A 25,028-nucleotide genomic window follows, 5' to 3' on the forward strand; every position below is an offset into this window, starting at 1 on the left:
CCATGCGCTTCAACAAGCTGGACCTGAACCTGCTGGTGGTGCTGGATGCCCTCCTGGCCACCCGCAGCGTGAGCCGTGCCGCCGAGCGCATCTTCCTGAGCCAGCCCGCGACCAGCCTGGCGCTGGGGCGGCTGCGCGAGTATTTCGACGACGAGCTGCTGGTGCCGGTGGGCAAGACCCTGGTGCCGACCCCGCTGGCCGAGCAACTGGTCAAGCCGGTGCGCGACGTGCTGCTGCAGATCCAGACCGTGACGCGCGCCCGGCCCACCTTCGATCCGGTCACGGCCACGCGCCGCTTCACGATCGAATCCTCGGACTACGTCATCACGGTACTGCTGGCCGAGGTGGTGCGGCGCGCGGCCAGCCTGGCGCCGCTGATGCAGTTCGACCTGCGGGCGATCAGCCCCCAGACGCCCGAGCACCTGGACAGCGGCGGGATCGAACTGCTGATCGCGCCGGAGTTCGCGGTCGTGGGGGGGCACCCGGCGGAACCGCTGTTCGAGGACACGTTTTCCTGCCTGCTGTGTGAAGCGCATTTCGCGCCGGACTTCGATTTGTCGAGCGAGGCGTATTTCGACGCGACGCATGTGGGCGTCGAATGGGGCGGCGGGCGGCGCATCACCTATGACGCGAAGATGCTGTCGCGCGGTCGGCGCCAGCGCCGGCAGGACGTGATCGCCCCCAATTTCACCCTGGTGCCGGAACTGCTGGTAGGCACGCCGCGAATCGCGACCCTGCCGACCCGGCTGGCGCGCCACATGGCGGCGCGCTTTCCGCTGCGGGTGGTGCCTTGTCCGATCGCGATTCCCCGTTTTGCGGAGAATCTGCAATGGCATAAGTATCAGGAGCGGGATCCGGCCATTTCCTGGCTGCGGGGGTTGTTGCGGGCCACGGCGGCGGATTTGCCGGCGCTGGACGAAGTGCCACGCGCTTCGCCGCGGCGCCGGCAGGGCGAAGGCGCGCGCGCCTAGTGTTCGGACCCGGTGGCGAGGGCGATCTCCGCTGCGGCGACTCGAATCGCATCGTCGTCGATGTGCCGATGGATCACGATCCGCAGGGTATCGGCATCGCGGGGGCGTACGAGTATTCCCCGGGCGGACAGCCGCGCGGCGCAGGCGGTCGCCCCGCCAGGGTTTGAGGCGCCCAGGTGGACGAGCACGATGTTCGTGTCCGGCGCATTTCCGACCAGCGCCGGAGTTGGTGTCCGCAGGCTCGCCCATAAGACGTGCGCCCGCCGGTGGTCGTCGGCCAGCCGTCCGAGCATGTCGCGCAAGGCGACCAGGCCCGCGGCGGCGACACAGCCGGCCTGGCGCAGGCCGCCGCCGACCATGCGGCGATAGCTGCGCGCCCGGACGACGAAGTCGCGGGAACCCGCCAGGATCGAGCCCATGGGCGCGCTCAGGCCCTTGGACAGGCAGAACGTCACCGTGTCGCCGAACGCGGCGATGGCCGCGGGCGGGACGCCCTGCGCAAGCGCCGCATTGAAGATCCGCGCGCCGTCGATATGGACGGCCGCGCCGGCTGCCCGCGCGCGTTCGCTCACGGCGGCGAGGTAGGGCAGGGGCAGGGCGCGGCCGCCCGCATGGTTGTGGCTCGTTTCGACCACCACCATCGCCGTGGGCGCGCCGTGGCGGGAATAGTCGCCGCGCATCGAGGCCGCCAGCGCGTCGAGGTCCATCATGCCGTCATGCGATCGGACCGCCGTGCACATCAGGCCGGCCAGGCGCGAGATGCCGCCTCCCTCGGAACGGGCCACGTGCGCGTGTTCATCGACCAGCGCCTCGCCCCCTCTGCCCGCGTGTACCAGGGCCGCCACCAGGTTGCCCATGGTGCCGCTGGTCACGAACAGGGCGTCTTCCTTGCCCATGGCTGCGGCGCCCACCGCCTCCAGTTCGCGCACGGTCGGGTCGCCGTCCAGCCCGTCGTCGCCGACGACGGCCATGCGCATCGCCTCGCGCATGGCCTCGGTGGGCTCCGTGACGGTATCGCTGCGCAGGTCGATGGGGCGTCCGGCCCCGGTGACGGGCGCGCGGTCAGACGCGGGACTGGCGCTCATGCCACTGCGCGGTCACGGCCACGGCGCGGTCGATGTCCGACCGGTCGTTGTAGGCATGGATGGAGAATCGCAGCAGGTCGCGCCGGACGGCGGCCTGTACCCGGTGCTCCTGGAGATGGCGTTGCAGTTCGGCCGACGCGGGGCCGCCGCCGGGGATGCGCAGGCACACCATGTTGGCCATGATGGCGCCCGCGGGCCGCACCACGCCGCAGCCGCGCTCGGTCAGGCCGTCGGCGAGCGAGGTGGCCAGTGCCGTGACGTGTCGGTCGATCGCGGGCGTGCCGCACGCGAGCAACATGGACAGGGTATCGGCCACGAGCGCCGACGCCAGGAAGTTGTAGTTGCCCACATCGAAGCGCTGGGCGCCGGCCTTGTAGTGGATGGGACCCTTGTCGTAATCGGCTTCGTGGGTCGCGGCGATGGTGACGCCGAAGCGCGCCAGGTAGGGCGGCGTCAACGACTCGGCAAAAGCGCGGCGCACATACAGCAGCCCCATGCCGTACAGCGAGCACAGTCCCTTCTGCGTGCTGGCCGCCAGCGCGTCGATGCCCATGGCCTCGACGTCCAGGTGCGTGATGCCGGCGGCCTGCGCCGCATCCACGACCAGGTGCGCGCCGGCGGCGCGGCAGGCCCGGCCGAGCGCATGCAGGTCGGTGCGCAGCCCCGGCTTGAACGAGGTGGCGGACACGGTCACCACGCGCACGCGCGATCCCTCGCCCAGCCGATCGAGCGCGGCCTGCAGCGGGAACAGTCCGTCGGGCGACGGCAGGTCGCGCACCACCACGCCCAGCCGTTCCTGGTTGCGCCAGGTATAGAGGTTGTTGGGGTGTTCGATGTCGGAGCACAGGATGACTTCATCCCCGGGCCGCCAGTCGATGGAGGCCGCGACGATGTTCAGGCCTTCGGACACGTTCTTGGTCATGGCGATCTCGATCGGATCGGCGTTGACCAGGCGCGCGAAGGACTGGCGCACCGTCTCGACCAGGCCGAAGTAGCGGTCCTTGTCGATGACGCCGTTCACGCGTTCGAGCAGGTGGGCCTGGGCGATATCCAGGCTGCTGGCGGGAATCAGGCTGCGGCTGGCCACGTCCAGGTGGGCGCGCCGGGCGGTGCCGGGGAAGCGGGCGCGCAGGGCGGCAAAGGGGGACATGTCGGTAACGGTTGTCATGGCGGGCTCGGACAAATGCGGGGAATGTCCGGCAGCATAGTCAGCGCGACTTTGCGCGCCTATCGATTTTTCGGTGCGCGAGCCATGACCTCAGGACATACCGCGTTGGCCGCGCGCCGCGGTGCGGGCGACCTCTCCGGCCTGCCCGTGCAGGAAACCGATCAGCGTCTCGGCGGCGGCCGACAGGGGGCGGTCCACCCGGCGCAGGATGCCCATCTGCCGCTGGGGCCTGGGCGGGCCGATGGGCCGGTGCACCAGTCCGGCCAGGTTCATGGCTTCCAGGCCGACGCGGGGCAGCACGGTCACGCCCAGGCCTTCGCGCACCATGCTCAGGGCCGTGACCATGTTCACCACCTCGAAGGCCGGCGCGCGATGGCTGCCGGCCTGCGCCAGTCCCGCATCGACCAGCCGCCTGACGCTGGACGGCGCGGGCAGCAGCACCAGCGGCATCGCGGCAAGCTCGGGCCAGCCGATCTGGCGGGCGCGCGCGCGGGCATGGCCGGTGGGCAGGATGGCGACCAGTTCGTCGGTGAACATGAAGTCGAACCGCAGCGCCGGAATCTCGTGCGAGTACATGCCCAGGCCGAACTCCACTTCGCGCTGGAGCACCTTGTCGATCAGGAGGTCGTTCTGGTCCTCGATCTGGCGTACCTGGACCTTGGGAAAGCGCTCGCGCAACTGGGCGATCGCGCGGGTTCCGAGGCCGAATGCCGACGAAGGCAGGACGGCGAAGGTCACGGTCCCGCTTTCGCCGCCGGCCAGCTCGCGCAGGTTGGCATAGGCGTGCTGCAGGTCGTCCAGCGGACGCTTGACCTGCGCCAGCAGCAGGCGCCCGCCTTCGGTCAGCTCCATGCGCCGCGTGGTTCGCTCGAACAGGCGCACGCCCACCATGGCCTCGAGTTCGCGTATGAGTTGCGAGAAGGCGGGCTGGGTCATGGCCAGCCGGTCCGCGGCCTTGCTGAACGCGCCGGTCTCCGCGGCGGCCACGAAACCTTCGAGTTGCCGCAGCTTGAAATTCATACGTATCGCCTATGAATGGTAAATAAATATCCAATTGTCGTAATAGTCTAGCAAGCTCATAGTCCTGCCGACAGGACCGATCCGCGGTCCTTGCCGAGGAAGGAATGAGCGAATACTGGATAGGCATCGACACGGGCGGCACATTCACCGACCTGGTGTTGGGCGATACGGGCGGCGGCCGCTGGCACTATCACAAGGTGCCCACGCTGACGGCGGATCCCGCGCAGGGGATACTGAACGGCATTGCCGAGATCATGAGCCTGGCGGCGGTCGACCCCGCGCAGGTCGGATTCCTGGTGCTGGGCACCACGCTGGCGACCAATGCCGTGCTGGAAGGACAGTGGGCGCGGACGGGTTTGATCACCACGCGAGGCTTCGGCGACGTACTGAGCCTCGCGCGACAGCGCCGCCCCCACTACTTCAACCTGGACGTGCCCAAGCCGACGCCACCGGTGCCCGACGACTGCTGCGCCGAAGTGGCGGAGCGCATCGCCGCCGGCGGCGAGGTCGTCACGCCGTTGCGCGACGAGGAGGTACTGCGCGCGATAGACGAGCTGCGCGGCCGCGGCGTGCAAACGGTTGCCATCTGCTTCTTGCACGCCTACCAGAACGCCGCTCACGAAGCGCGCGCGCGCCAGTTGGTCGCCCAGCATTGGCCCGACGCATACGTGAGCGTCTCGTCCGAGGTGCTGCCCGAGTTCCGCGAGTACGAGCGTTTCATCACCACCGTCGTCAACGCGAGCCTGATGCCGGTGATGGACGACTACCTGCAACGCTTCGAGATGGGCGTGCGCGACCTGGGCGTGCGCTCGGCGCCCCACGTGATGCAATCGAACGGCGGCGCGGTCACGACGCAGACCGTGCGGCAGCGTCCCATCAATACTTTCTTCTCGGGCCCGGCGGGAGGCGTCGTCAGCACGGCGGCGCTGGGCGAGGCCTGCGGCGTGCGCAACCTCATTACCTTCGACATGGGCGGCACGAGCACCGATGTCTGCCTGATTCGCGACGGCCGGCCGGCAATGAAGAGCGAGCGCGACATGGGAGGCTTTCCCGTGCGCACCCGCACCCTGGACATCCATACCATCGGGGCGGGCGGCGGCAGCCTGGCCTGGCTGGATGCGGGCGGGCTGCTCAAGGTCGGTCCCAAGAGCGCCAGCGCCTATCCGGGTCCGGCCTCGTACGGACGCGGCGGCACCAGGCCCACGGTCACCGACGCCAACGTGCTGCTGGGCCGGCTGAGCCCGGTCGCGCTGCTGGGAGGGCGCATGTCCATGCATCCGGAACTGGCGGCGCAGGCCATCCGCGATGAGGTGGCCACCGCCATGGGCCGCGGCGCGGAGGAAGTCGCCATCGGCATACTGGAGATCGCCAATGCCAACATGACGGGCGCGGTTCGCGTGATTTCCGTCGAGCAGGGCGAGGATCCGCGCGATTATGCGCTGGTCGCCTTCGGCGGGGCCGGACCGCTGCATGCGGCCGACGTCGCCGTGATGGCGGGCATGCGCCATGTCATCGTTCCGCCGCGTCCCGGGCTGATGTCGGCGCAGGGCCTGCTCCAGTCCGACAGACAGGGCGATTTCTCTCTTACCCGTCTGGTGCCGGCCACGCCCGACAGGCTGCCGTCCCTGAACGCGGGCCTGCGGGAACTGGCGCGACGCGCGGACGACTGGCTTGCCTCCGAGGGGGTCGGCCATGACATGTCCGGCGTCGCGCGGCACTGGCAGCTCGACCTGCGCTACCTGGGCCAGAACGCCGAACTGATCCTGGACATTGCCGCCGGCGAACTGGACGAGGCCGCGCTGGCCCGTGCCGTCGACGCCTATCATGCCCGGCATGCGGATCTGTACGGCTACGACATGCGTGCGCAAGGAGTGGAAGTCGTCAACCTGCGCGTGTCGGTGGTCATTGCCCGCGAACGCCTGCAGGTCGCGGCCATCGCCCGGCACGACGCGCGGACCGATCCCGTAGCCGGCGCGCCCACGCGCCGCGTGTGGTTCGCCGCGACCGGCTTCGTCGACACGCCCGTGCTGCAGCGGGACGACCTGCTGGCCGGCGCCTGCCTGGACGGGCCGGCCATCGTCGAGCAGATGGACACCACCACGGTCATTCCGCCGGGCTCGTCGACCCGCGTCGGCGCGGACGGCAGCCTGCACATCGATCTCACGCCCGGCGCACCGGGCAAGGAAGCCCATTGATGATTTCCGTCGATCCCATCCGTGCCGAGGTCGTCGCCCGCTATCTGCTGGGCGTGACCGAGGAAATGAGCGCCGCGCTGATGCGCACCGCGTTCTCTCCCAACATCAAGGAGCGCGGCGATTGTTCGACCGCGGTGTTCGACCATCTCGGCAATGTCGTGGCGCTGCCCCAGCGCGTGCCGATCCACCTGGGCTCGATGGTGGGCGTGGTACAGGCCGTGCTCGAACGGTTCCCCCGTCAGGAGATCCGGCCGGGCGACATGTTCCTGGCCAACGATCCCTACAACGGCGGCGGTTCGCACCTGCCCGACATCAATGTCATCTCGCCCGTCTTCATCGAGGGGGAGATCGTGGCCTATGTGGCCTGCATCGCCCACCACGCGGACGTGGGCGGCATGGTGCCGGGTTCCGAGGCCGCGGTCTGCCAGTCCATCTTCCAGGAAGGACTGCGCATTCCGCCCGTGCGCATCGTCAGCGCGGGCCAGGTCAACCGTGACGTGTTCGACATCCTGATGCTGAATTCGCGCACGCCGGATGAACGGGCGGGCGACCTGCGTGCGCAGATCGCCGCCAACACGGTAGGCCAGCGCAGCGTGCAGACACTGTTCGAGCGCTACGGCGTGGCGCAGACGCAGGCCATCATGGCTGCCTATCTGGATTTCACCGAACGCCGCTTTGCCGCAGCAATCGCCAAGGTGCCGCCCGGCCGCTACGAGGCTTGCGAGTATCTGGACGGCGTCGAAGAGGGAGAGAAGGCCGCGATACGCCTCGTCCTGACCGTGGGTGAAGGCAAGCTGGGCTTTGATTTCGCGGGGTCCGCGCCGCAACTGGCGGCGGCGCGCAACATTCCGCTGCGGGCGCTGGTGGCCACGGTCTATACCGTGGTCAAGAGCCTGCTCGATCCCGACGTACCCGCCAACTCCGGCTATTTCCGGACCATGGACATCAGCGCGCCGGCGGGCTCGGTGGTCGGGCCGGTGTCGCCGGCGGCGGTCGGCGCGCGTTCGATTTCGTGCGCGGTGCTCGGTGACGCGATCGCCGCCGCGCTGTCGCAGGCCATGCCCGAGCGGGCCCTGGCCGGCTGCGGGCCGCACCAGTTGATCGTCCTGGCGGGTACCGATCCGCGCACCGGCGGCTACTACGTGAACTACGAGACCATCGCCGGCGCCATGGGCGCGCGGGCCTACCAGCCGGGCGTCGACGCGGTGCGGGTGCACGCCTCGGGTTCGTCCAACCTGCCGGTGGAGGCGCTGGAACACGCCTACCCGTTTCTGATCGAGCGCTATGCGCTGCGCAGGGGCTCGGGCGGCGCGGGACGCCACCGCGGCGGCCAGGGCGTGGTGCGCGACTATCGCGCGCTGGGTGACGATACGGTGCTGAGCCTGTCGTCCGAGCGCCAGAACGTGCCGGCCGCCGGCATGGCCGGCGGGGCCGACGGCGCCCTGGGGGAATTCATCCTGAATCCGGGTACGTCCGGAGAGCGGCGCCTGCCGCCGGCGGCGGCGGAAATCCGGCTGCGCAGGAACGACGTCCTGCGGGTGTGCACGCCGGGAGCGGGCGGCTACGGGACGCTCGCGTGAATCCGGCGCGGCCGGGGCCTTCTGGAGGCCTTGGCCGCGCATCGAAGAGCAGGGAGACACAGTCAGGCAGCGCGGCGGTTGCCGCGAGTTTTTCCAATACATACAAGGCAGAGGAATCCTCATGTACCCGATCAAGACTGTTTACCGGCTGGCGCGGTGGCTGCCGGCCATGGCCATCGCGCTGGCGGCCTTCCCCTCGATGGCGGCGGACGCCTATCCCACCCGGCCGCTGCGTTTTGTCGTTCCCTATGCCGCCGGCGGCGCGGTGGACGTGGCCGCGCGCATGATCGGACGCTACGTGTCCGAGCAATTGGGCCAGCAGGTCGTGGTCGAGAACAAGCCGGGCGCGGGGGGCATCATCGCCATCAAGCACGTGCTGGGCTTTCCCGCCGATGGCTATACCTTCCTGGTCTGTGCCGCGGGCGAGATCGTGATCAATCCCGTCATCAACAAGGAAGTCGACTACGACACCAGCCGGGACCTGACGCCCGTCAGCATGGTTACCACCGCGCCCAACGTGCTGGTCGTGAAGCGGGATTTTCCGGCGAACAGCGTCTCCGAGTTGATTGCCTACGCTCGCAAGCATCCGGGCGAACTGACCTTTTCCTCGAGTGGCGTGGGCACCATCCAGCACGTGACCGGCGAGGTCTTCAACAAGATGGCCGGCATCGAGGCCCGGCACGTGCCCTACAGCGGCGCGCCGCAGGCCACCATGGAAGTGGCGACGGGACGGGTGACCATGACCTATGCCAGTCCGGGCTCCATCCGCGGCTTCGTCGACCGTGGCGAACTGAAGATGCTGGGCATGGCGTTGCCCGAACGCTATCCGCCGCTGCCGCAGGTGCCCACGATTCGCGAAGCTCCCGAGGTGTCGTCGTTCAACGTCGAAAGCTGGTTCGGGATGTTCGCCGCCAGCGGCACGCCCGAGCCGGTGATCCAGAAGGTCAACGCCCTGGTCCAGCAGGCCATGCGGCAGCCGGACATCGCCAAAAAACTGCTCGACACGGCCGGTGTGCCCATGCAGACGACGCCGGCCCAGGCCAAGGAGTTCGTCGGCCGCGAAGTCGCCAAGTACAAGACCTTGTTGAAGGAAGCCGACATCCGGCTGCACTGATGACTTCCGGCTCCGCCTCCCCGCTCTCGTCCTCCGCGCTCTTGGCACGGCTGCCGTCGACGCGCCTCATGCTGGCCTTCGACGTCTCGGCGCGCCATCTGAACCTGGTGCGCGCGGCCGAGGAGCTCGGGATCACGCAGGGGGCCCTGAGCCGCCAGATCCGCGCGCTGGAAGACCACCTGGGCGTGCGCCTGTTCGAGCGCCACGCGCGCGGACTGCGTTTCACGCAGGAAGGGGAGCTGCTTTATGACTTCACCCGTCGCGGCTTCGAGACGCTGGGCGCGGGCATAGGCCGGCTCACGCTGCGGGCCGAGCGCCAGACCCTGGTGCTTTCGGTGGCGCGCAGCTTTGCGCTGCGCGTCCTGATTCCCCGCCTGGCGGGTTTCACCGAAGCCCATCCGCACATTCACCTGAGCCTGGACATCCATCGCTATTTCGCCGACATCGCCAGCTCGGGCGTGGATGTCTCGGTCCGGCTGGGAGGCGGCGATTGGCCGGACTGTCGCGCGCTGCGCCTGACGCGGGACTGCATCGTACCGGTGTGCACGTCCGCGATCCGCGAACAACTGCGCGATCCGGCGGCACGCCCGCGCGTACCGCTGCTGCGCAATATCGAACGGGACGACGCATCGCTGCGGGTGGAGGGGCTGGACGAACTGCCGCACGGCGACCAGCGCATCGATTTCAACGACTCCGCCTCGATGCTCGCGGCCGCGGAGGCGTCGCTGGGGGTGGCCATCAGCCGTTCATCGCTGGTGGCCGACGCCGAGTCCATCGGCCGTCTGGTGCGCGCAACGTCCTGGGAGGCGCGCGATGGCCTGGACTACTACGCGGTGTGCACCGAGCGGGCCTATTGCAAACCCGCCGTCAAGGCGTTCCTGGACTGGGTCGAGGGCGTGGCGCCGGCTTGGCCGGCGCGTTCCTAGCGCTTGATCCGCGACAACGGGTCGTCCGGTTTGTAGGTCGGCGTCTGCGGCTTGGGCGAGCCCAGCATCACGCACATCAGCGCCTCTTCGTCGCCGATATTGACCTCGCCCCGGTAGACGCCGGGCGGGACCGAGATCAGGTCGCGTTCGCCGGCTTCGATCTCCCAGTATTCGCCTTCCTTCGATTCGCACATGATGCGGACCTTGCCGCGCAGCACGAAGAAGACTTCCTCGGTGTCTTCGTGCAGGTGCAGCGGGCCGACGTGGCCGGCGGGGATGATCATGGTCGAGAAGGTGAAGTGCACGGCGGGCACGGTGTTCGAATCGCTGGCGACGCCGGTGGCGCCGGTGCCGAGATAGCGCATCTGGGCGCGGCCGTACTTGGGGTCGTGGTCGGCCTGGAACTTCAGGGCGTTCCAGTCGTACTTGCGGGTGGAGCGCTGCACGCAGCGCGAGTTCATCCAGTCGCCGAAGCTCATGCCCTCGGGGCGCCGGAGGGTGGGTTTGGCGGCATCGATCAGAGTATCGACGGGATCGTTCATGGCAGCTCCTGCTTGCGGCATGGTGGGAAACGGAGTTGCCAGTCTAGGAACGGCGGCCGGCCGGTGCCTTGATCTGGATCAGAAATGTTCCATTAATAAATCATCGTCTTATATATAAGACAAATTAAGGTTCCGGCTTGCCCTGAAAAGGCTTGAGTCCTGGCGGTCGGGCTTCTTCGATGTGCCGCTTCAGGGCCAGTTGGAAGGCGGAGAACTCCTTGTCTTCGCGGCTGGCCAGGTAAAGGGGCAATGTCAGCGCGAGGCCGGGTGTCCGTACGCAGCGCAGCTCGCCGCGCGCCAGGTCGCGTTCCACCGCGGTCTTGGAGAAGAAGCACACGCCCAGGTCGCGCCGCACGGCTTCCTTCTGCGCTTCCGGGTGGCCCAGGTTGAGCACGATGCGCCGGGACGGGATGCCGTTGGCGCGCAGCTGCCCTTCCTCCAACTGCTGCATGACGGTGCTGTTGGCGGTGCTGATGAAGGGCAGGCGCGAGATGTCCTCGCGCCGCGCCTCGTCGCCCACCCAGCGGCTGTCCGGAGCGCTGACCAGCAGCAGGTCCTCGTCCCACAGCGGGCGCACCGCCAGGCCATCCAGGTTCTGCGTGGGCGCGATGATGAGGACGGCGAAGTCGCAGGCGCCGGTGCGCGTGGCTTCCAGCGCCACCTGCGGGTTGGAGATGGACACGTGGACCTGGCCGTCGGGACGCTGCACCTGGAAGTCGCAGATCAACTGGCTCAGCAGATAGGTGCCCACGCTCATGGACGAGCCGACCACCGCCTGGCCCGGCGCGAGATCGGTCGAGCCGCCCAGTTCCCGCTCCAGTTCGCGCGTGCGGGTGACGACCTCCTGCGCCCATTTGTAGACGCGCTGGCCGGTGGCGGTCAGCGCGATGCCGCGGCCTTCGCGGCGGACCAGCGCCGTGCCCAGCTTGTCTTCCAGGCTGCGGATGTGCGAGGTGACGACCGGCTGGGTGACGAACAGGTAGTCCGCGGCGCGCGTGACGCTCTGCAGTTCGGCAACCACGCAGAAGACCTCGAGCTTTTGCAGAGTGAGGTAGGGATCGAAGCGGGCCATGGGTTCAATTCATAGTTGATTGGCTATGTAATTAGGTAAATATTTGAATTAGACGAATGGTTGGCGTCAACCTAGGATCTCTCCCCACAACGAGAGGAGACATCATGTCCAGTACCCAGCCCGGCGGCGCGCGGCGCATCCTGCGCGGCCTGGAGCGCGCCGCCACCAGTCTCGAGCGCGCCCTGGCCAGCGCGCTGCTGGCGGCCGTCGCGATCAACGTGGCCAACGTGGTGGCGCGTTACGTGTTCGGCCGTTCGATCACCGGGGCCGACGAGTTGCAGGTCTACCTGATGGCTGCGCTGGCCTTCTTCGGCTCGGCGGTGGCGGCGGTGCGCGGGCAGCATCTGCGCATGGACGTGCTGAACCGCTATTTCCCGGTGGAGCTGCGGCGCTTCCTGTCCACGCTCGAGGCGCTGGCAGCGGTGGCGCTGTGTGGCTTCGTCTGCTTCATTTCGTCGGAATACGCCTGGCGTATCCACCAGATCGGCAGCGTGAGCGAGAACGGCCACATCCCGATGTGGATCCCGCATTCGCTGGTGGCGGTGGCGTTCGCCGCCATGGTGATCGTCGGCCTGTGCGACGTGGCGCTGCGCGCGGCCGGCGGCGGCCTGCGCCAGCCCGATCCGGTGGATGCGGCCGAGGAGGCGCTGTCATGAGTTTCGCGCTGGGTTTCCTACCCCTGGGCCTGCTGCTGCTGGGCTTTCCCATTTTCCTCGTGCTGCTGGCCTCGGTCAGCGTGGCGCTGCTGTTCTTCATGGACGTGCCGCTCACGGCCCTGCACCAGAATCTGTTCGGCGCCATCGATGCCTATGCGCTGCTGGCGATTCCCTTCTTCATCTTCGCCGGCGAACTGATGGGCCGGGGGTCGGTGGCGGACCGGCTGGTGAGCTTCGTCAACGCCGGCGTGGGCTCGGTGCGCGGTAGCCTGGCGGTGACCACCGTGGGGTCGTCGGCGCTGTTCGGTGCGATTTCGGGCGTGAGCGCAGCCACCGTCGCCACCATCGGCCGCGTGATGCTGCCCGCGCTGCGGCGCAATGGCTATCCCGAGAAGTTCTCGGCGGGGCTGCTGACGGCGGTGGGGGCCATCGACATCATCATTCCGCCCAGCATTCCGATGATCGTCTACGGCGCGGCCGCGCAGCAGTCCGTGCCCCGGCTGTACGCGGCCGGCGTGCTGCCCGGGCTGCTGCTGGCCGGCATGCTGTGCGCCTACGTCATGTGGTACGCCCGCCGCCATCGCATCGGCGGCGGCGAGCGCTTCTCGTGGGCGGCCTTCGGACGCGCCGCGGCGCGCGGCCTGGGGGCGCTGGGCGCGCCCGTCATCATCCTGGGGGGCATCTACGGCGGCGTGTTCTCGCCCACCGAGGCGGCCGCCGTGGCCTGCCTGTACGCCATCGTCGTGGCGCGCTATTTTTACCGGGAGCTGTCCTGGCGCGACATCCTGGCAAGCGCCGGCACGACGGCGGTGTTCACCGGGCAGATCCTGATCATCGTGGCCTGCGCCAACGTGTTCGGCTGGCTGCTGACGGTGCACCAGGTGCCCGCCGCGCTGGTGCAATGGCTGACCGACCTGCACCTGCCGGGCTGGTCGCTGCTGCTGGCGATCAACGTCCTGCTGCTGGCGGTGGGCTGCTTCATCGATCCGCTGTCGGCCATCCTGCTGCTGTCGCCGCTGCTGATGCCGCTGGTCACCGCCATCGGCGTGGACCCCGTGCACTTCGGGATCATCATCACGGTGAACCTGTCCATCGGTCTTTTCCACCCGCCTTTCGGCATCAATATCTTCGTCGCGCAAAGCGTGCTCAAGCTGCCGCTGGAAAGCATCTACCGCGGCATCGTGCCGTTCGTCGTCATCTACCTGATCGCGCTGGGGCTGATCACCTACATCCCGGACATATCCCTCTGGGGCATGCGCTTGCTGTTGAACTGACGGCCGTCCGCCGGCCAACCACCACTGGAGACATCACCATGAATCGCCGTCTATGCCTGGCGCATCTGGCCGGCCTGGGAGCGCTCGCGCTCCTGCCCACCGCCCGCGCGCAGAACCTGGTCATGAAGCTCACCACCACCACGTCCGACGACCTGGGCGTCGACTGGTTGAACGCCTACAAGGTCAACCTGGAGGCGGCCACGCAGAACAAGGTCAAGGGCCAGGTGTATCCGGCCAGCCAGCTCGGCACCGCGCAGCGCACGATCGAAGGCGTGAGCATGGGCACCGTCGAGATGGCGCTGAACGCCTCGGGCATGTACGAGGGCCTGGACGCGCGCTTCGGCGCGCTGGCCGTGCCCGGCGTGTTCGACAGCATCGACCATGGCATGAAGGTGCTGGCCGACCCGGAGGTCAAGGCCAGGCTGGCGTCCATCGCCTCGAAGAAGGGCGTCGAGGTGCTGACCACGCTGGTGCATTCCCAGTGCAGCATCGTTTCGCGCAAGCCCATCCGCAAGCTGTCGGACCTGGCCGGGCAGAAGATCCGCGTGCCCGGTTCCTCGATCCTGATCGCGCAATTGCGGCAACTGGGCGCGAACCCCGTGTCGATGTCGCTGGGCGAGGTGCTGCCCGCGTTCCAGAACGGCACGCTGGACGGCGTCTATTCCGGCACGCCCATTCCGTCGGCGCTGAAGTACTTCGACGTCGCCAAGTCGCAGACGCTGCTGCCGTCCACCTACATCGCCATCGTCGGGCTGGCCAGTCCCACCTTCCTGAAGTCGGCCGGGCCGCTGGAGCAGCCGCTGCGCCAGGCAGCGCGCAAGACCGATGCCGAGATCGGTCCGCGCGTGCATGCGCGCGTGGCCGAGGCACGGGCGATCTGGGAGAAGGGCGGCGGCGAAATGATCGAGCTGTCCTCGGCCGACGCCAAGGCCTATCTGGACGCGGTGATCCCCGCCGCGATGAAGGAGTTGTCGGCCGATGCCCGCAAGGACTACGAGGCATTGCGCGCGGCGGCCACCCGTCTCAGGAGCTGACCCCCCCTACGCCCTGCGGGCGCCCCCCGAGGGGGCGACGCTGGCGGACCGGCGAAGCCGGATCCGCGGCGTCCTGGAGGGACGGCCCTGGGGATACAGGGCCATGAGAACCGACTGTACTGATTTATCGGAGACGCCATGCGCGCACACGAGATTCCCGCCGGCATCCTGCCGGCCCACCGCCAGCTGTTCTATGGGGGAGACTGGCACGAACCCCTGGCCGGCGTCTACGCGCCGACCATCAATCCCGCGTATGACGAGCCCCTGGCCGATGCGCCGGTGGCCGACGCGCGCGACGTCGACGCCGCGGTGCGCGCGGCCCAGGACGCCTTTCCCGCCTGGGCCGCCACGCCGCCGATGGAGCGCGGCCGCATGCTGCGCCGGGCGGCGGACATCCTGCGCGCCCATGCCCGGGAACTGGCGCTGCTGGATGCGCTGAACAACGGCAATCCGGTGTCCATCCTGGCCAAGGACGCGGATTTCGCGGCCGACAGCCTGGAGTATTTCGCCGGCCTGGCCACGGAGGTCAAGGGCGAGACCCTGCCCATGGGACCCGGCTATCTCGACTACACCGTGCGCGAGCCCCTGGGCGTGGTGGCGCGCATCGTCGCCTACAACCATCCGCTGATGTTCGCCGCCATGCGCCTGGCGGCGCCGCTGGCGGCGGGCAACACGGTCGTGGTCAAGTCGCCCGACCAGGCGCCGCTGTCCATCATCCGGCTGGCTGAACTGATCGGCCACGTCTTCCCCAAGGGCGTGGTCAATTTCCTGTGCGGCAGCCGCGAGTGCGGGCAGGCGCTGGCTGAGCATCCGCTGGTGCGCAAGATCACGCTGATCGGCGGCGTGCCCACGGGCAAGTCGGTCATGAAGACGGCGGCCGACGGATTGAAGCCGGTGCTGCTGGAACTGGGCGGCAAGAACGCATTGGTGGCCTATCCCGATGCGGACCTCGACAAGCTGGTGGACGGTATCGTGGGCGGCATGAACTTCACGTGGTCGGGCCAGAGCTGCGGCTCCACCAGCCGCGTATTCCTGCACGACAGCATCCACGACGAGGTGCTGGCGCGCGTGGCCGAACTGCTGCCCAGGCGGCACCGGCCGGGCATCCCGACCGATCCGGCCACGACCATGGGGTCGCTGGTCAGCCGGGCGCAGCTCGAGAAGGTGCGCGGCTTCGTGCAGTCCGCACTGGACGAGGGCGGACGGCTGGTGGCCGGCGGCAGGCAGCCCGACGATCCCGCGCTGCGCGACGGCTTCTTCTTCGAACCGACCATCTTCGCCGACATGCGGCCGGACATGCGGCTGGCGCGCGAGGAAGTGTTCGGTCCCATCATGTCGGTGTTCCGCTGGTCCGACGAGGACGCGATGTGGGCCGACGTCAACGCCGTGGACTTCGGCCTGACCGGTTCGATCTGGACCCGCGACCTCGACACCGCGCACCGGGCCGCCCGCCGCATCCACACCGGCTACGTCTGGATCAACAACACCAGCCAGCACTTCATCGGCGCGCCCTTCGGCGGCGTGAAGCAGTCGGGCATCGGCCGCGAGGAATGCTTCGAGGAACTCCTGGAGTTCACCTACACCAAGAACGTGAATCTAAAACTGGGCTGAAGTCCATACCCGCGCTTCGGGCGCGGACAACCGACATGAACAACTACGACTACATCATCGTGGGCGCGGGCTCCGCGGGGTGCACGCTGGCCTACCGGCTGGGCGCCGACCCGGCGCTGAAGATACTGGTGCTGGAGGCCGGCGGCCCCGACCGTTCGCCCGTGATCCGGATTCCGCTGACCTGGGGCCTGATCCTCAAGCACCGGATGTACGACTGGGGCTATTTCACCGAGCCCGAGCCGGGCATGGACGGCCGCCGCATCGAATGCGCGCGCGGCAAGGTGCTGGGCGGTTCGACCTCGATCAACGGCATGGCCTATGCGCGCGGCGCCAGGGAGGACTACGACCACTGGGCGCGCGGCCTGGGGCTGGAGGGGTGGTCCTACGACGACGTGCTGCCGTATTTCCGCCGCAGCGAGTCGTGGGAAGAGGGCGCCAGCGAGCTGCGCGGCGGCGACGGTCCGCTGACGGTGACACGGCTGCATTACGAGGACCCGCTGGTGGATGCCTTCCTGCGCGCCACGGACCTGGCCGGGCACGGACGCAACGACGACTATAACGGCGCCAGCATCGAAGGCTTTGGCCCCATGCAGGCGACCATCCGCCGCGGCCGCCGCTGGAGCGCGGCGTCGGCCTACCTGCGGCCCGCCGTGGCGCGCGGCAACGTTACCGTGTGGACCGGCGCGTTGACCACGAAGGTGCTGATGGAACAGGGCCGCGCCGTGGGCGTCGAAGTCCTGCGCGGCGGCCGCCGCGAGCAGGTACGGTGCGAACGCGAGGTGCTGCTGGCGGGCGGCGTGATCAATTCGCCGCAACTGCTGATGCTGTCGGGCATCGGCGACGCCTCGGAACTCGGCCGGCACGGCATCGCGACCCGCGTCGATCTGCCGGGAGTGGGGCGCAACCTGCAGGACCACGTGGTGTGCGACGTCCGTTGGCGCCGCAAGGAAACGGGGCCCCTGCACCGCGCGTTGCGACTGGACCGCATCGGCTTCGATCTGCTGCGGACCTGGATGTTCGGCTCGGGCCTGTCCAGCAAGGTGCCCGCCGCGGCCGTGGGCCTGGTGCGCAGCCATCCCGAGTTGTCGCTGCCCGATCTGCAATTGCTGCTGGCCGCCGCGCCCATGGACGCCGGCCCGCATTTCGGTCCGCTGCTCAAGCCCTACGTCGATGCCTTCGCCATCAAGGGCGTCTTCATCACGCCCGAGAGCCGGGGCAGCGTCTCGCTGGCGAGCGGCGATCCCACGGCGCCCGCCGTGATCCGCCAGAACTTTCTGTCCACCGACTACGACCGGCGCGCCGTGCGGCAGATGGTGCGCATCATGCGCGCCATTGGGGAACAGCCGCCGCTGGCGCCCTTCCGGGCCGAGGAACTGGCACCCGGCCCGCGGGCCACCAGCGACGCCGACATCGATGCCTTCATCCGGCGCACGGCCATCACCCTGCACCACCCGGTGGGCACCTGCAGGATGGGCAGCGATGCCGATCCCGATGCCGTGCTCGATGCGCAGTTGCGGGTGCGCGGCGTGGACGGCCTGCGCGTGGTGGACGGATCGGCCATGCCGCGCGTGGTGCGCGGGCCGACCAACGCGCCCATCATCATGATGGCGGAGAAGGCGGCCGACCACATCCTGGGCCGGCCGCCGCTGGCGCGCGACAACAGGCGCGGGACATCGGCGCTGCGTCCGTTCCCCGCGCGCGGGACCGTCCCGGCCTGACCGGCGTCAGGCCGCCGCCAGCCGGGGCGCTGGCGGCATCGTCTCGCGGCCGGTGAAGGCGAAGTCCACCTCGGGCTGGCGGCCGTCGATGATCTCGGCCACCGCGCGGCCCGAGCCGCAGCCGTGCGTCCAGCCCAGGGTGCCGTGGCCGGTGTTCAGGTACAGGCCGCGCACTTTCGAGGCGCCGATGTAGGGGACGTTGCCCGGCGTGGCCGGCCGCAGGCCGGCCCAGTACTGCGCCAGCTCGGGCCGGCTCATGCCGGGGAAGATTTCCAGCGTGCGCTTGACCAGGGCCTCGCAGCGCACCGGGTTCAGCGCCAGCCCGTAGCCGTTCAGCTCGGCGGTGCCGGCCACGCGCAGCCGGTCGCCCAGGCGCGAGAACACCAGCTTGTATTCGTCGTCGGTCAGGCTGACCTCGGGCGCCAGCGCGGGATCGAGCACGGGCAGGGTGGCCGAATAGCCCTTGGCGGGATAGATGGACAAGGGAACGCCGGCCTGCCGGGCCAGTTGCGGGCTGAAGCTGCCCAGCGCCAGCACGTAGGCATCGCCCGTCACGGTCTCGTAGCCGCCGGTCTCGCTGGCGATCTCGACGCCGCTCATGGACCCCGCCTCGGTGCGCAGCGCCTGCACACGCACGCCGTAGCGGAAACGCACGCCGCGCTGCGCGCACAGCTCGGCCAGACGGGTGGTGAACAAGTGCACGTCGCCCGATTCGTCGGCGCTGGTGTAGGTGGCGCCCGCCAGGCGGGGGGCGATCTGCGCCAGCGCGGGTTCGAGGCGCACGACTTCGTCGCGGTCGATCACCTGCCGCTCGCAACCCATCTCGCGCATGATGCGGGCCGGTTCCAGCGCGGCGTCGAACTCCTTCTGGCTGGTGTAGAAATGCAGGATGCCGCGTTGCAGGTGGTCGTAGCGGATGCCGGTCTCGGCGCGCAACTCCTGCAGGCTGGCGCGGCTGTAGGTACCCAGGTTCAGGATCTGGATCATGTTGTGCCGTGATCGCGCCGAGGTGCATTCGCGCAGGAATTGCAGGCCCCACTTCCATTGGTCGGGATCGGCGCGCAGGCGGAACAGCAAGGGGGCGTCCTCGCGGCCCAGCCAGCGCAGCAGCTTCAGCGGGGCGGACGGGTTGGCCCAGGGCTCGGCGTGGCTGACGGAGATCTGGCCGCCGTTGCCGAAGCTGGTCTCGCGCGCGGCGCCCGCGTTGCGTTCCAGGACGACGACCTCGTGCCCGGCCTTGGCGAGGTACCAGGCCGACGTGACGCCGGTGATGCCGGCGCCCATGACGATGACTTTCATTGCAGGCTCTCGGAAAAAAACAGGGGCAAGCGGCAGATGCCTGCCGCTTGCCCCTACTGTCCTTTTGCCTGAGAGATTCGCGCCCGCCGGTCGGCGTCGCTTGCCCCTTCGGCGGCCGCGCGGGTTAGGGCGCGACGCTCTCCAGTTGTTTGGTTGCCAGTCTCGTGACCTGAGCGTTTCAGGGGATACGCCTTCGGTAGAAGCGGCAAGCCGCTTCGTTCTCCTGGTGCGAACCAGGATAGCATGGGCCTTGCGCCATTGCCATCCCGGGTATCGCGCGGGTGCGGATCAATGCCGCGCCAGTCGCAGCAGCAGGCTTACGAGCTCGCCCTGGCGGTGCGTGCCGGTCTTCGTGAAGAGCGCGCGCAACTGCGTGCGCGCGGTACTGAGCGCGATGCCTTGTCGTTCGGCGTATTCGGCCAGGCTGAGTCCTTCCTGCAGCTTGGTTGCCAGGCGCGCCTCGGCCCGGCTGAACTGGAACAGGTCGTTCACGCGCAGATTCTGCTGCTCGGGATCGACCACGCTGACCGCGACCAGCGGACGTTGCAGCGGGTTGTCGGGATGGTCCTCGGACAGCGGCGTGACCACGACGTCCGGGCCGCCGGCGGTGGGCGGCGCGATGCGCGAGGCACGGCGCGATCCGGAATTGCCCGTGGCTTGCAGGATGGCCGTTTCCAGCCGGCTGGCGGCGGCGTGGCGGGGGCGGATCTGGCCGTTGTGTTCGCACAGGGCGCCATCGGGCAGCGCGGCATGCCGCTGGGCCGCGGCGTTGCGGTAGGCCACGCGCCGTCCTTCGTCGAGCAGCCACAGCGGCGTGGGCAGGCTGTCCAGCACCTGGTTGCGCAGCGCCAGGCCGTCGCGCAGTCCGGTCAGCGTGTCGTACAGCGTGCCGGCACGCTGCAGGTGCGGCGCGATGCGCGTCAGCAGGTCGTCCTGGCCGGCGTCGGGCCGCACGCCGATGGCGGTCAGCAGCGCGACGTAGACGCAGGCGCCCTGGCCGTTCAGCCGGATCGAGGCGCGGTCGTCCATGCCCTGGATCCGCTGGAACTCCTGGTAGTAGGGGTGGCGGTCGAGCGTTTCGGCGGGCAGTTCGCGGCGGTCGTGATTCCACCGGCCGTCTTCCGTCGCGGCGATCAGCTCGCGCATCGGGTCGATGGCGCCATAGTGGGCGTTGTAGGCCTGGATGGCGGCGGGATCGCACCGAGCCGCCAGCATGACGGTGGCGGCGGCTTCGCCGGGAGGGTTGATGGCGATCGCGCCGAACTGCCTGCCGCTGGCGGCGGCCAACGCGTCGAGCAGCGCCGGCCATCGGGCGCTGTCCAGCACGCTGTCGTAGCAGAGTCCGACGAGGGAGTCGTAGGTTTCCTGGGAGGGAGTAATACCCATGATATTCGTATGGTTGAACGGGTGGTTACATCATGTTACGCAACATGCGAAGCGGGCAATCACTTTCATCGATCCGTCCACATCAGGAAAACCCTGCGCGCGGATGTCGCAGCCGGCGCGGGCGGGCCACGGGGTACTATCGGCGCATGACCACCAATTCGCTGCACGCGGGGGCCAGGCCCCTGGCATCTCCCGGACCCGCGCTGCGGGTCGAGCGGCTGGACAAGCGCTACGGCGGCCGCGTCATCGTGGACGCGCTGTCCTTCGAGATCGCGCGCGGCGAATGTTATGGCCTGCTGGGGCCGAACGGCGCGGGCAAGACCACCACCCTGCGGTCCATCCTGGGCCTGACGCCGGTGGACGGCGGTTCGATCCGGCTGCTGGATCACGCGGTCCCGGCGCGGGCGCGCCAGGCCCGGGCGCGCATAGGCGTGGTGCCGCAGATCGACAATCTCGACCCGGATTTCACGGTCGAGGAAAACCTGCTCGTGTTCGGCCGCTACTTCGGCCTGGCCGACGCCGAGATCCGCCGCCGCATTCCGGAGCTGCTGGAATTCGCGTCGCTGGCCGCCAAGCGCACGGCGCGCATCAACGAATTGTCGGGCGGCATGAAGCGGCGGCTGACGCTGGCGCGGGCGCTGGTCAACGACCCCGACCTGATCGTGATGGACGAACCCACGACCGGGCTGGATCCGCAGGCGCGCCACCTGATCTGGGAGCGCCTGAAGACGCTGCTGGCGCGGGGCAAGACCATTCTGCTGACCACGCATTTCATGGACGAGGCCGAGCGCCTGTGCGACCGGCTGGGCCTGCTGGACCGGGGCAGGATGATTGCCGAAGGGGCGCCCCAGGACCTGATCGCGCGCCATGTCGAACCCGAGGTGGTGGAGGTGTTCGGAGAAGGGGCCCTGGACTGGCTGGAGCGTCATCGCGCCGCCATGCCGGACCGCGTCGAGGTCAGCGGCGAGACGGTCTATTGCTATACGGCCGAACCGGATCGCGTGCTGGCGCTGCTGCGCGAGGGAGGCCGGGTGCGCTACCTGCACCGACCGGCCAATCTGGAAGACCTCTTTCTGAGGCTGGCCGGCCGCGATTTAAGAGAATGACCCCCCCCCCTACGCGCTTACGCGCGCCCAGCATGGTGGGCCCCCAGCCGCTGCGCGGCAGCCCCCCAGGGGGCCGGGGGCCCGCCTTGGGGCGGCCCGGCGCCGGCCCCCCGGGGGCGGCACTGGCGGACCGGCGGAGCCGGATCCGCGGTTTCCTGGATTAAGGGCTGAGATGATATGAGTGAATGGGCGATGGATGTTTCGCGATTGGGGATTTGGGGGCTGCCTCGGCCGGGGCGGGGGTGCGTGCCGGTGCTGCGGCGCAATTTCCTGGTCTGGCGCAAGACGGCGTTGACCACGGTGCTGGGCGACGTCATGGATCCGATGGTGGCGCTGCTGGCGCTGGGCTATGGCCTGGGCAGCCTGCTGCCGGGCATCGAGGGCGTGCCCTATGTGACGTTCCTGGCCGCCGGTTCGATCTGCATGGGGGCGCTGTACGCGGCCACGTTCGAGGCCACCTACAGCGCCTTTTCCCGGCTGCACATCCAGCGCTCCTGGGATGCGATGCTGAACACGCCGCTGTCGCTGGACGACGTGGTGTTCGCCGAGATCCTGTGGGCCGCCGCCAAGAGCATGAAGAGCGGGCTGGCGATCCTGCTGGTGGTGGTGGCGCTGGACATCTCGCGCGCGCCCACGCTGCTGTGGATCCCGCCGGCCTTGGTGTTGCTGGGCGTGACCTTTTCAGCGCTGGCGCTGGTCATGTCGGCGCTGGCCAAGGGCTTCGATTTCTTCATGTATTACTTCACGCTGGGCGTGACGCCCATGGTGTTCCTGTCCGGCGTGTTCTTTCCCGTGTCGCAGTTGCCCGAGGCGCTGGTGCAGGCGGCCCGGCTGCTGCCCCTGGCTCCGGCCATCGAGCTGGTGAGGCCGCTGGTGCTGGGGCGGATGCCCGCCCAGCCGTGGGAACAGGTGCTCCAGCTGGCGCTGACCGCGGCCGTCGCCATCTGGCTGGCCACGGCGCTGATGCGCCGCCGCCTGCTGCGTTGAAGTCCTGGAGATTGCCATGTCGTCGCCGTTCGAGGCCGCCCGCCAGGTGGTACTGGTATTCTGCAATGCCCCCGATGCCGACACCGCCCGGGCTATTGCCCGCCGCCTGGTCGAAGACGGGGTGGCCGCCTGCGTGAACGTCGGCGCGCCGGTGTTGTCCATCTACCGGTGGAAGGGGGAAGTGGAGTCCGCCGACGAGATTCCGCTGTTGATCAAGACCACGGCGGCCCGCCAGAGGGCCGTGCAGGAGACGATCGCCCGGCTGCACCCCTACGAGGTGCCCGAGATCATCGCCGTGCCCGTGACCGAAGGATTGCCGGCCTATCTGGATTGGGTCCGGCAGGAAACGAAAAACTGATGTCCATGTTCCGTTTACGGGCGGCCGGCCCGCGCATGCTCCGGGTTCTGGCCGGCCTGTTGTGGGTCTGCGCCGCGCTACTGCCGCGCTCCGCGCCGGCGGAGGATTTCCTGCCGCCCGAGCAGGCCTTCCGCTTTTCCGCCCGCGCCGTGGCGCCCGATGCCATCGAGCTGTCCTGGGCGATCGCGCCCGGCTACTACATGTACCGCGAGCAGTTCCGCTTCGTCGCGGATCCGCCGGAAGTGGCGCTGGGCGATCCCCAGTTGCCGCCCGGCCAGGTCAAGTTCGACCAGACCTTCGACAAGGAGGTCGAGACCTACCGCGACAAGGTGGCGGCCCGCCTGACGATCCCCACCGGCACGGCCTTCGCGCTGGCCGTCACCAGCCAGGGCTGCGCCGACGCCGGCCTGTGCTATCCGCCGGCCGAACACAAGGTGCGCGTCGTGGCCGCCTCGACGCCCGGCGGCCTGCCGCAGATCGAGGGCGCAACGGGCGGCGGCCTGCGCTGGTCGGCCTTCGCCGGCGCCGACGACGTGGGCCTGGCCGACATGCTGGCCGGCAGCGGCCTCTTCCGTACGGCGCTGATCTTTCTGGGCCTGGGCATCCTGCTGTCGCTCACGCCCTGCGTGCTGCCCATGGTGCCCATCCTGTCGGCCATCGTGGTCGGCGACGCCGCCGGCCACGCCCGACCCCGTTTGCGCGGCCTGGGGCTGGCCGCGGCCTACGTGCTGGGCATGTCGGTGGTCTACACCGCAGTCGGCCTGCTGGCGGCGCTGAGCGGCGTCAGCCTGGCGGCCACCTTGCAGACGCCCTGGGTGCTGGGCGTGTTCGCCGCGCTGCTGGCCGTATTGGCCCTGGCCATGTTCGACGTCTTCACGCTGCAATTGCCGTCCAGTTGGCAGACCTCCCTGTCGGATCGCGTCTCGCGCCTGCCCGGCGGCCGCGCCACCGGGGCGCTGGCCATGGGCGCCGTGTCCGCGCTGATCGTCGGACCGTGCGTGGCCGCGCCGCTGGCGGGCGCGCTGCTGTACGTCTCGCAGACGGGCGACGTGCTGCTGGGCGGCCTGGCGCTGTTCGCGCTGGCCTGGGGCATGGGCGTGCCGCTGCTGGCCGCCGGTGCTTCGGCGGGCGCGCTGTTGCCCAAGGCGGGAGTCTGGATGGATGGAGTGAAGCGCTTCTTCGGCATGCTGCTGCTGGCCGTGGCGTGGTGGATGCTCTGGCCGGTGCTGCCGGGCTGGGTGCAGATGTCGGGCTGGGCCGTGCTGGCCATCCTGGCGGCTACCCTGCTGCACGCCTTCGATGCCTTGCCCGCCGACGCCGGCACCGGCCGCCGCGTGCTCAAGGGCCTGGGCATCCTGTTCGCGCTGGTCGGCGTCCTGCAGGCCGTGGGAGTGGCCAGCGGCGGCCGGGATCCGTGGCAGCCGCTGGGCCATCTTGCCGCGTCGGGCGGCGCGGGCCCGGTTCCCGCCATCGCGCCGACGGCACCGGCGCCGGCTCAGGGCGGGGAAGGATTGTGGAGTCCTCCCGGCGGCGCCTCGTCGCGCCCCGGCGCCGCGGCGACATTCGAGCGCGTGCGCTCGGTGGCCGAGCTGGATGCGCTGCTGGCGGCGTCCGACCGCCCGGTCATGCTGGACTTCTATGCCGACTGGTGCGTGTCGTGCAAGGAGATGGAGGCGCTGACTTTTCCCCGCCCCGACGTCGCGCAGCGGCTGGCCGGCATGCGCCTCGTGCAGGCGGACGTGACCGCCAACAACGCCGACGATCGCGAACTGCTCAAGCGCTTCCGGCTGTTCGGCCCCCCCGGCATCGTGTTCTTCGCGCCGGGCGGCGCGCCGCTGCCGCAGCGGGTGATCGGCTTCCAGGGGGCGGAGCGCTTCGCCCGCGTGCTGGACGACGTGCTGGCGACGGCCGCGCGCTGACGCGGCC

The 25,028-nt window shown here is 69.3% G+C and carries 21 protein-coding genes and 1 riboswitch; of the genes, 14 read left to right on the forward strand and 7 right to left on the reverse strand.

Annotation, left to right across the window (positions count from 1 at the left end; all coding sequences use genetic code 11):
- The first annotated feature begins 2 nt into the window (after positions 1-2).
- Positions 3-971, forward strand: coding sequence for a LysR family transcriptional regulator (locus tag EV675_RS08255; RefSeq protein WP_130356795.1), 969 nt, complete (start codon positions 3-5; stop codon positions 969-971).
- Here EV675_RS08255 and EV675_RS08260 read toward each other — a convergent pair.
- The 3 genes from EV675_RS08260 to EV675_RS08270 all read right to left on the reverse strand — a co-directional run bounded on the left by EV675_RS08260 (position 968) and on the right by EV675_RS08270 (position 4,244).
- Positions 968-2,056: a GntG family PLP-dependent aldolase gene (locus EV675_RS08260; protein ID WP_130356796.1), complete on the reverse strand. Its 1,089-nt coding sequence runs from the start codon at positions 2,054-2,056 to the stop codon at positions 968-970. The two genes, EV675_RS08255 and EV675_RS08260, sit on opposite strands and share 4 nt — an antisense overlap.
- Complete coding sequence (locus tag EV675_RS08265) at positions 2,034-3,224, reverse strand: aminotransferase class V-fold PLP-dependent enzyme (RefSeq protein ID WP_130356797.1); 1,191 nt, start codon at positions 3,222-3,224, stop codon at positions 2,034-2,036. The genes EV675_RS08260 and EV675_RS08265 overlap by 23 nt, the downstream gene beginning before the upstream one ends.
- A 90-nt stretch (positions 3,225-3,314) precedes the next feature.
- Positions 3,315-4,244: a LysR family transcriptional regulator gene (locus tag EV675_RS08270; protein WP_130356798.1), complete on the reverse strand. Its 930-nt coding sequence runs from the start codon at positions 4,242-4,244 to the stop codon at positions 3,315-3,317.
- Positions 4,245-4,348: 104 nt separating this feature from the next.
- On the opposite strand from EV675_RS08270, the gene EV675_RS08275 reads away from it, so the two are divergent.
- The 4 genes from EV675_RS08275 to EV675_RS08290 all read left to right on the forward strand — a co-directional run bounded on the left by EV675_RS08275 (position 4,349) and on the right by EV675_RS08290 (position 10,059).
- Positions 4,349-6,439, forward strand: a complete 2,091-nt coding sequence (locus EV675_RS08275) for a hydantoinase/oxoprolinase family protein (protein ID WP_130356799.1) — start codon at positions 4,349-4,351, stop codon at positions 6,437-6,439.
- Positions 6,439-8,019 carry a hydantoinase B/oxoprolinase family protein gene (locus EV675_RS08280; protein ID WP_130356800.1) on the forward strand — a complete coding sequence of 527 codons (1,581 nt, stop codon included), beginning with the start codon at positions 6,439-6,441 and terminating at the stop codon, positions 8,017-8,019. Before EV675_RS08275 ends, EV675_RS08280 begins: the two co-directional genes overlap by 1 nt.
- A gap of 121 nt (positions 8,020-8,140) precedes the next feature.
- Entirely contained in the window at positions 8,141-9,133 is a 993-nt protein-coding gene (locus tag EV675_RS08285) for a Bug family tripartite tricarboxylate transporter substrate binding protein (protein ID WP_130356801.1), read from the forward strand.
- Entirely contained in the window at positions 9,133-10,059 is a 927-nt protein-coding gene (locus EV675_RS08290) for a LysR substrate-binding domain-containing protein (protein ID WP_130356802.1), read from the forward strand. Before EV675_RS08285 ends, EV675_RS08290 begins: the two co-directional genes overlap by 1 nt.
- On the opposite strand, the gene EV675_RS08295 is transcribed toward EV675_RS08290, so the two are convergent.
- The gene (locus EV675_RS08295) at positions 10,056-10,538 is read right to left on the reverse strand and encodes a cupin domain-containing protein (RefSeq protein ID WP_242621428.1); all 483 of its coding nucleotides are present in this window, start codon (positions 10,536-10,538) and stop codon (positions 10,056-10,058) included. The two genes, EV675_RS08290 and EV675_RS08295, sit on opposite strands and share 4 nt — an antisense overlap.
- 187 nt (positions 10,539-10,725) lie before the next feature.
- Positions 10,726-11,673 (reverse strand): LysR family transcriptional regulator, encoded by a 948-nt coding sequence (locus tag EV675_RS08300; RefSeq protein WP_130356804.1) that lies wholly within the window; start codon positions 11,671-11,673, stop codon positions 10,726-10,728.
- A gap of 104 nt (positions 11,674-11,777) precedes the next feature.
- Between EV675_RS08300 and EV675_RS08305 the strand changes: the two genes are divergently transcribed.
- The 5 genes from EV675_RS08305 (at position 11,778) to EV675_RS08325 (ending at position 17,966) form a co-directional block, all read left to right on the forward strand.
- Positions 11,778-12,329 carry a TRAP transporter small permease gene (locus EV675_RS08305; protein WP_165404498.1) on the forward strand — a complete coding sequence of 184 codons (552 nt, stop codon included), beginning with the start codon at positions 11,778-11,780 and terminating at the stop codon, positions 12,327-12,329.
- Positions 12,326-13,603, forward strand: a complete 1,278-nt coding sequence (locus EV675_RS08310; protein WP_130356806.1) for a TRAP transporter large permease — start codon at positions 12,326-12,328, stop codon at positions 13,601-13,603. The genes EV675_RS08305 and EV675_RS08310 overlap by 4 nt, the downstream gene beginning before the upstream one ends.
- Positions 13,604-13,641: 38 nt before the next feature.
- Positions 13,642-14,637, forward strand: a complete 996-nt coding sequence (locus tag EV675_RS08315; RefSeq protein WP_130356807.1) for a TRAP transporter substrate-binding protein — start codon at positions 13,642-13,644, stop codon at positions 14,635-14,637.
- 138 nt (positions 14,638-14,775) lie between these two features.
- A complete protein-coding gene (locus tag EV675_RS08320; RefSeq protein WP_130356808.1) occupies positions 14,776-16,248 on the forward strand; it encodes an aldehyde dehydrogenase family protein in 1,473 nt (490 codons plus the stop codon).
- A gap of 35 nt (positions 16,249-16,283) precedes the next feature.
- Positions 16,284-17,966: a GMC family oxidoreductase gene (locus EV675_RS08325; RefSeq protein WP_130356809.1), complete on the forward strand. Its 1,683-nt coding sequence runs from the start codon at positions 16,284-16,286 to the stop codon at positions 17,964-17,966.
- Between the two features lie 6 nt (positions 17,967-17,972).
- Here the strand turns inward: EV675_RS08325 and EV675_RS08330 are convergent, their stop codons facing one another.
- Together EV675_RS08330 and EV675_RS08335 are read right to left on the reverse strand one after the other, a co-directional pair.
- Entirely contained in the window at positions 17,973-19,265 is a 1,293-nt protein-coding gene (locus EV675_RS08330; RefSeq protein ID WP_130356810.1) for a D-amino acid dehydrogenase, read from the reverse strand.
- A gap of 46 nt (positions 19,266-19,311) precedes the next feature.
- A riboswitch (glycine riboswitch) is annotated at positions 19,312-19,420 on the reverse strand.
- A 133-nt stretch (positions 19,421-19,553) separates the two neighbouring features.
- A complete protein-coding gene (locus EV675_RS08335; protein WP_130356811.1) occupies positions 19,554-20,651 on the reverse strand; it encodes a helix-turn-helix transcriptional regulator in 1,098 nt (365 codons plus the stop codon).
- A gap of 146 nt (positions 20,652-20,797) precedes the next feature.
- Here EV675_RS08335 and EV675_RS08340 point away from each other — a divergent pair, with 146 nt between their 5' ends.
- The 4 genes from EV675_RS08340 (at position 20,798) to dsbD (ending at position 25,021) form a co-directional block, all read left to right on the forward strand.
- A complete protein-coding gene (locus EV675_RS08340; protein WP_130356812.1) occupies positions 20,798-21,757 on the forward strand; it encodes an ATP-binding cassette domain-containing protein in 960 nt (319 codons plus the stop codon).
- A gap of 177 nt (positions 21,758-21,934) precedes the next feature.
- Entirely contained in the window at positions 21,935-22,744 is an 810-nt protein-coding gene (locus EV675_RS08345; protein ID WP_423213209.1) for an ABC transporter permease, read from the forward strand.
- Positions 22,745-22,760: 16 nt separating this feature from the next.
- Positions 22,761-23,102 (forward strand): divalent-cation tolerance protein CutA, encoded by a 342-nt coding sequence (gene cutA, locus EV675_RS08350; RefSeq protein ID WP_130356814.1) that lies wholly within the window; start codon positions 22,761-22,763, stop codon positions 23,100-23,102.
- Positions 23,102-25,021, forward strand: coding sequence for a protein-disulfide reductase DsbD (gene dsbD, locus EV675_RS08355; RefSeq protein ID WP_130356815.1), 1,920 nt, complete (start codon positions 23,102-23,104; stop codon positions 25,019-25,021). The genes cutA and dsbD overlap by 1 nt, the downstream gene beginning before the upstream one ends.
- Positions 25,022-25,028: the final 7 nt, after the last annotated feature.

Source organism: Pigmentiphaga kullae (genome assembly GCF_004216695.1).
Lineage (GTDB): Bacteria > Pseudomonadota > Gammaproteobacteria > Burkholderiales > Burkholderiaceae_B > Pigmentiphaga > Pigmentiphaga kullae.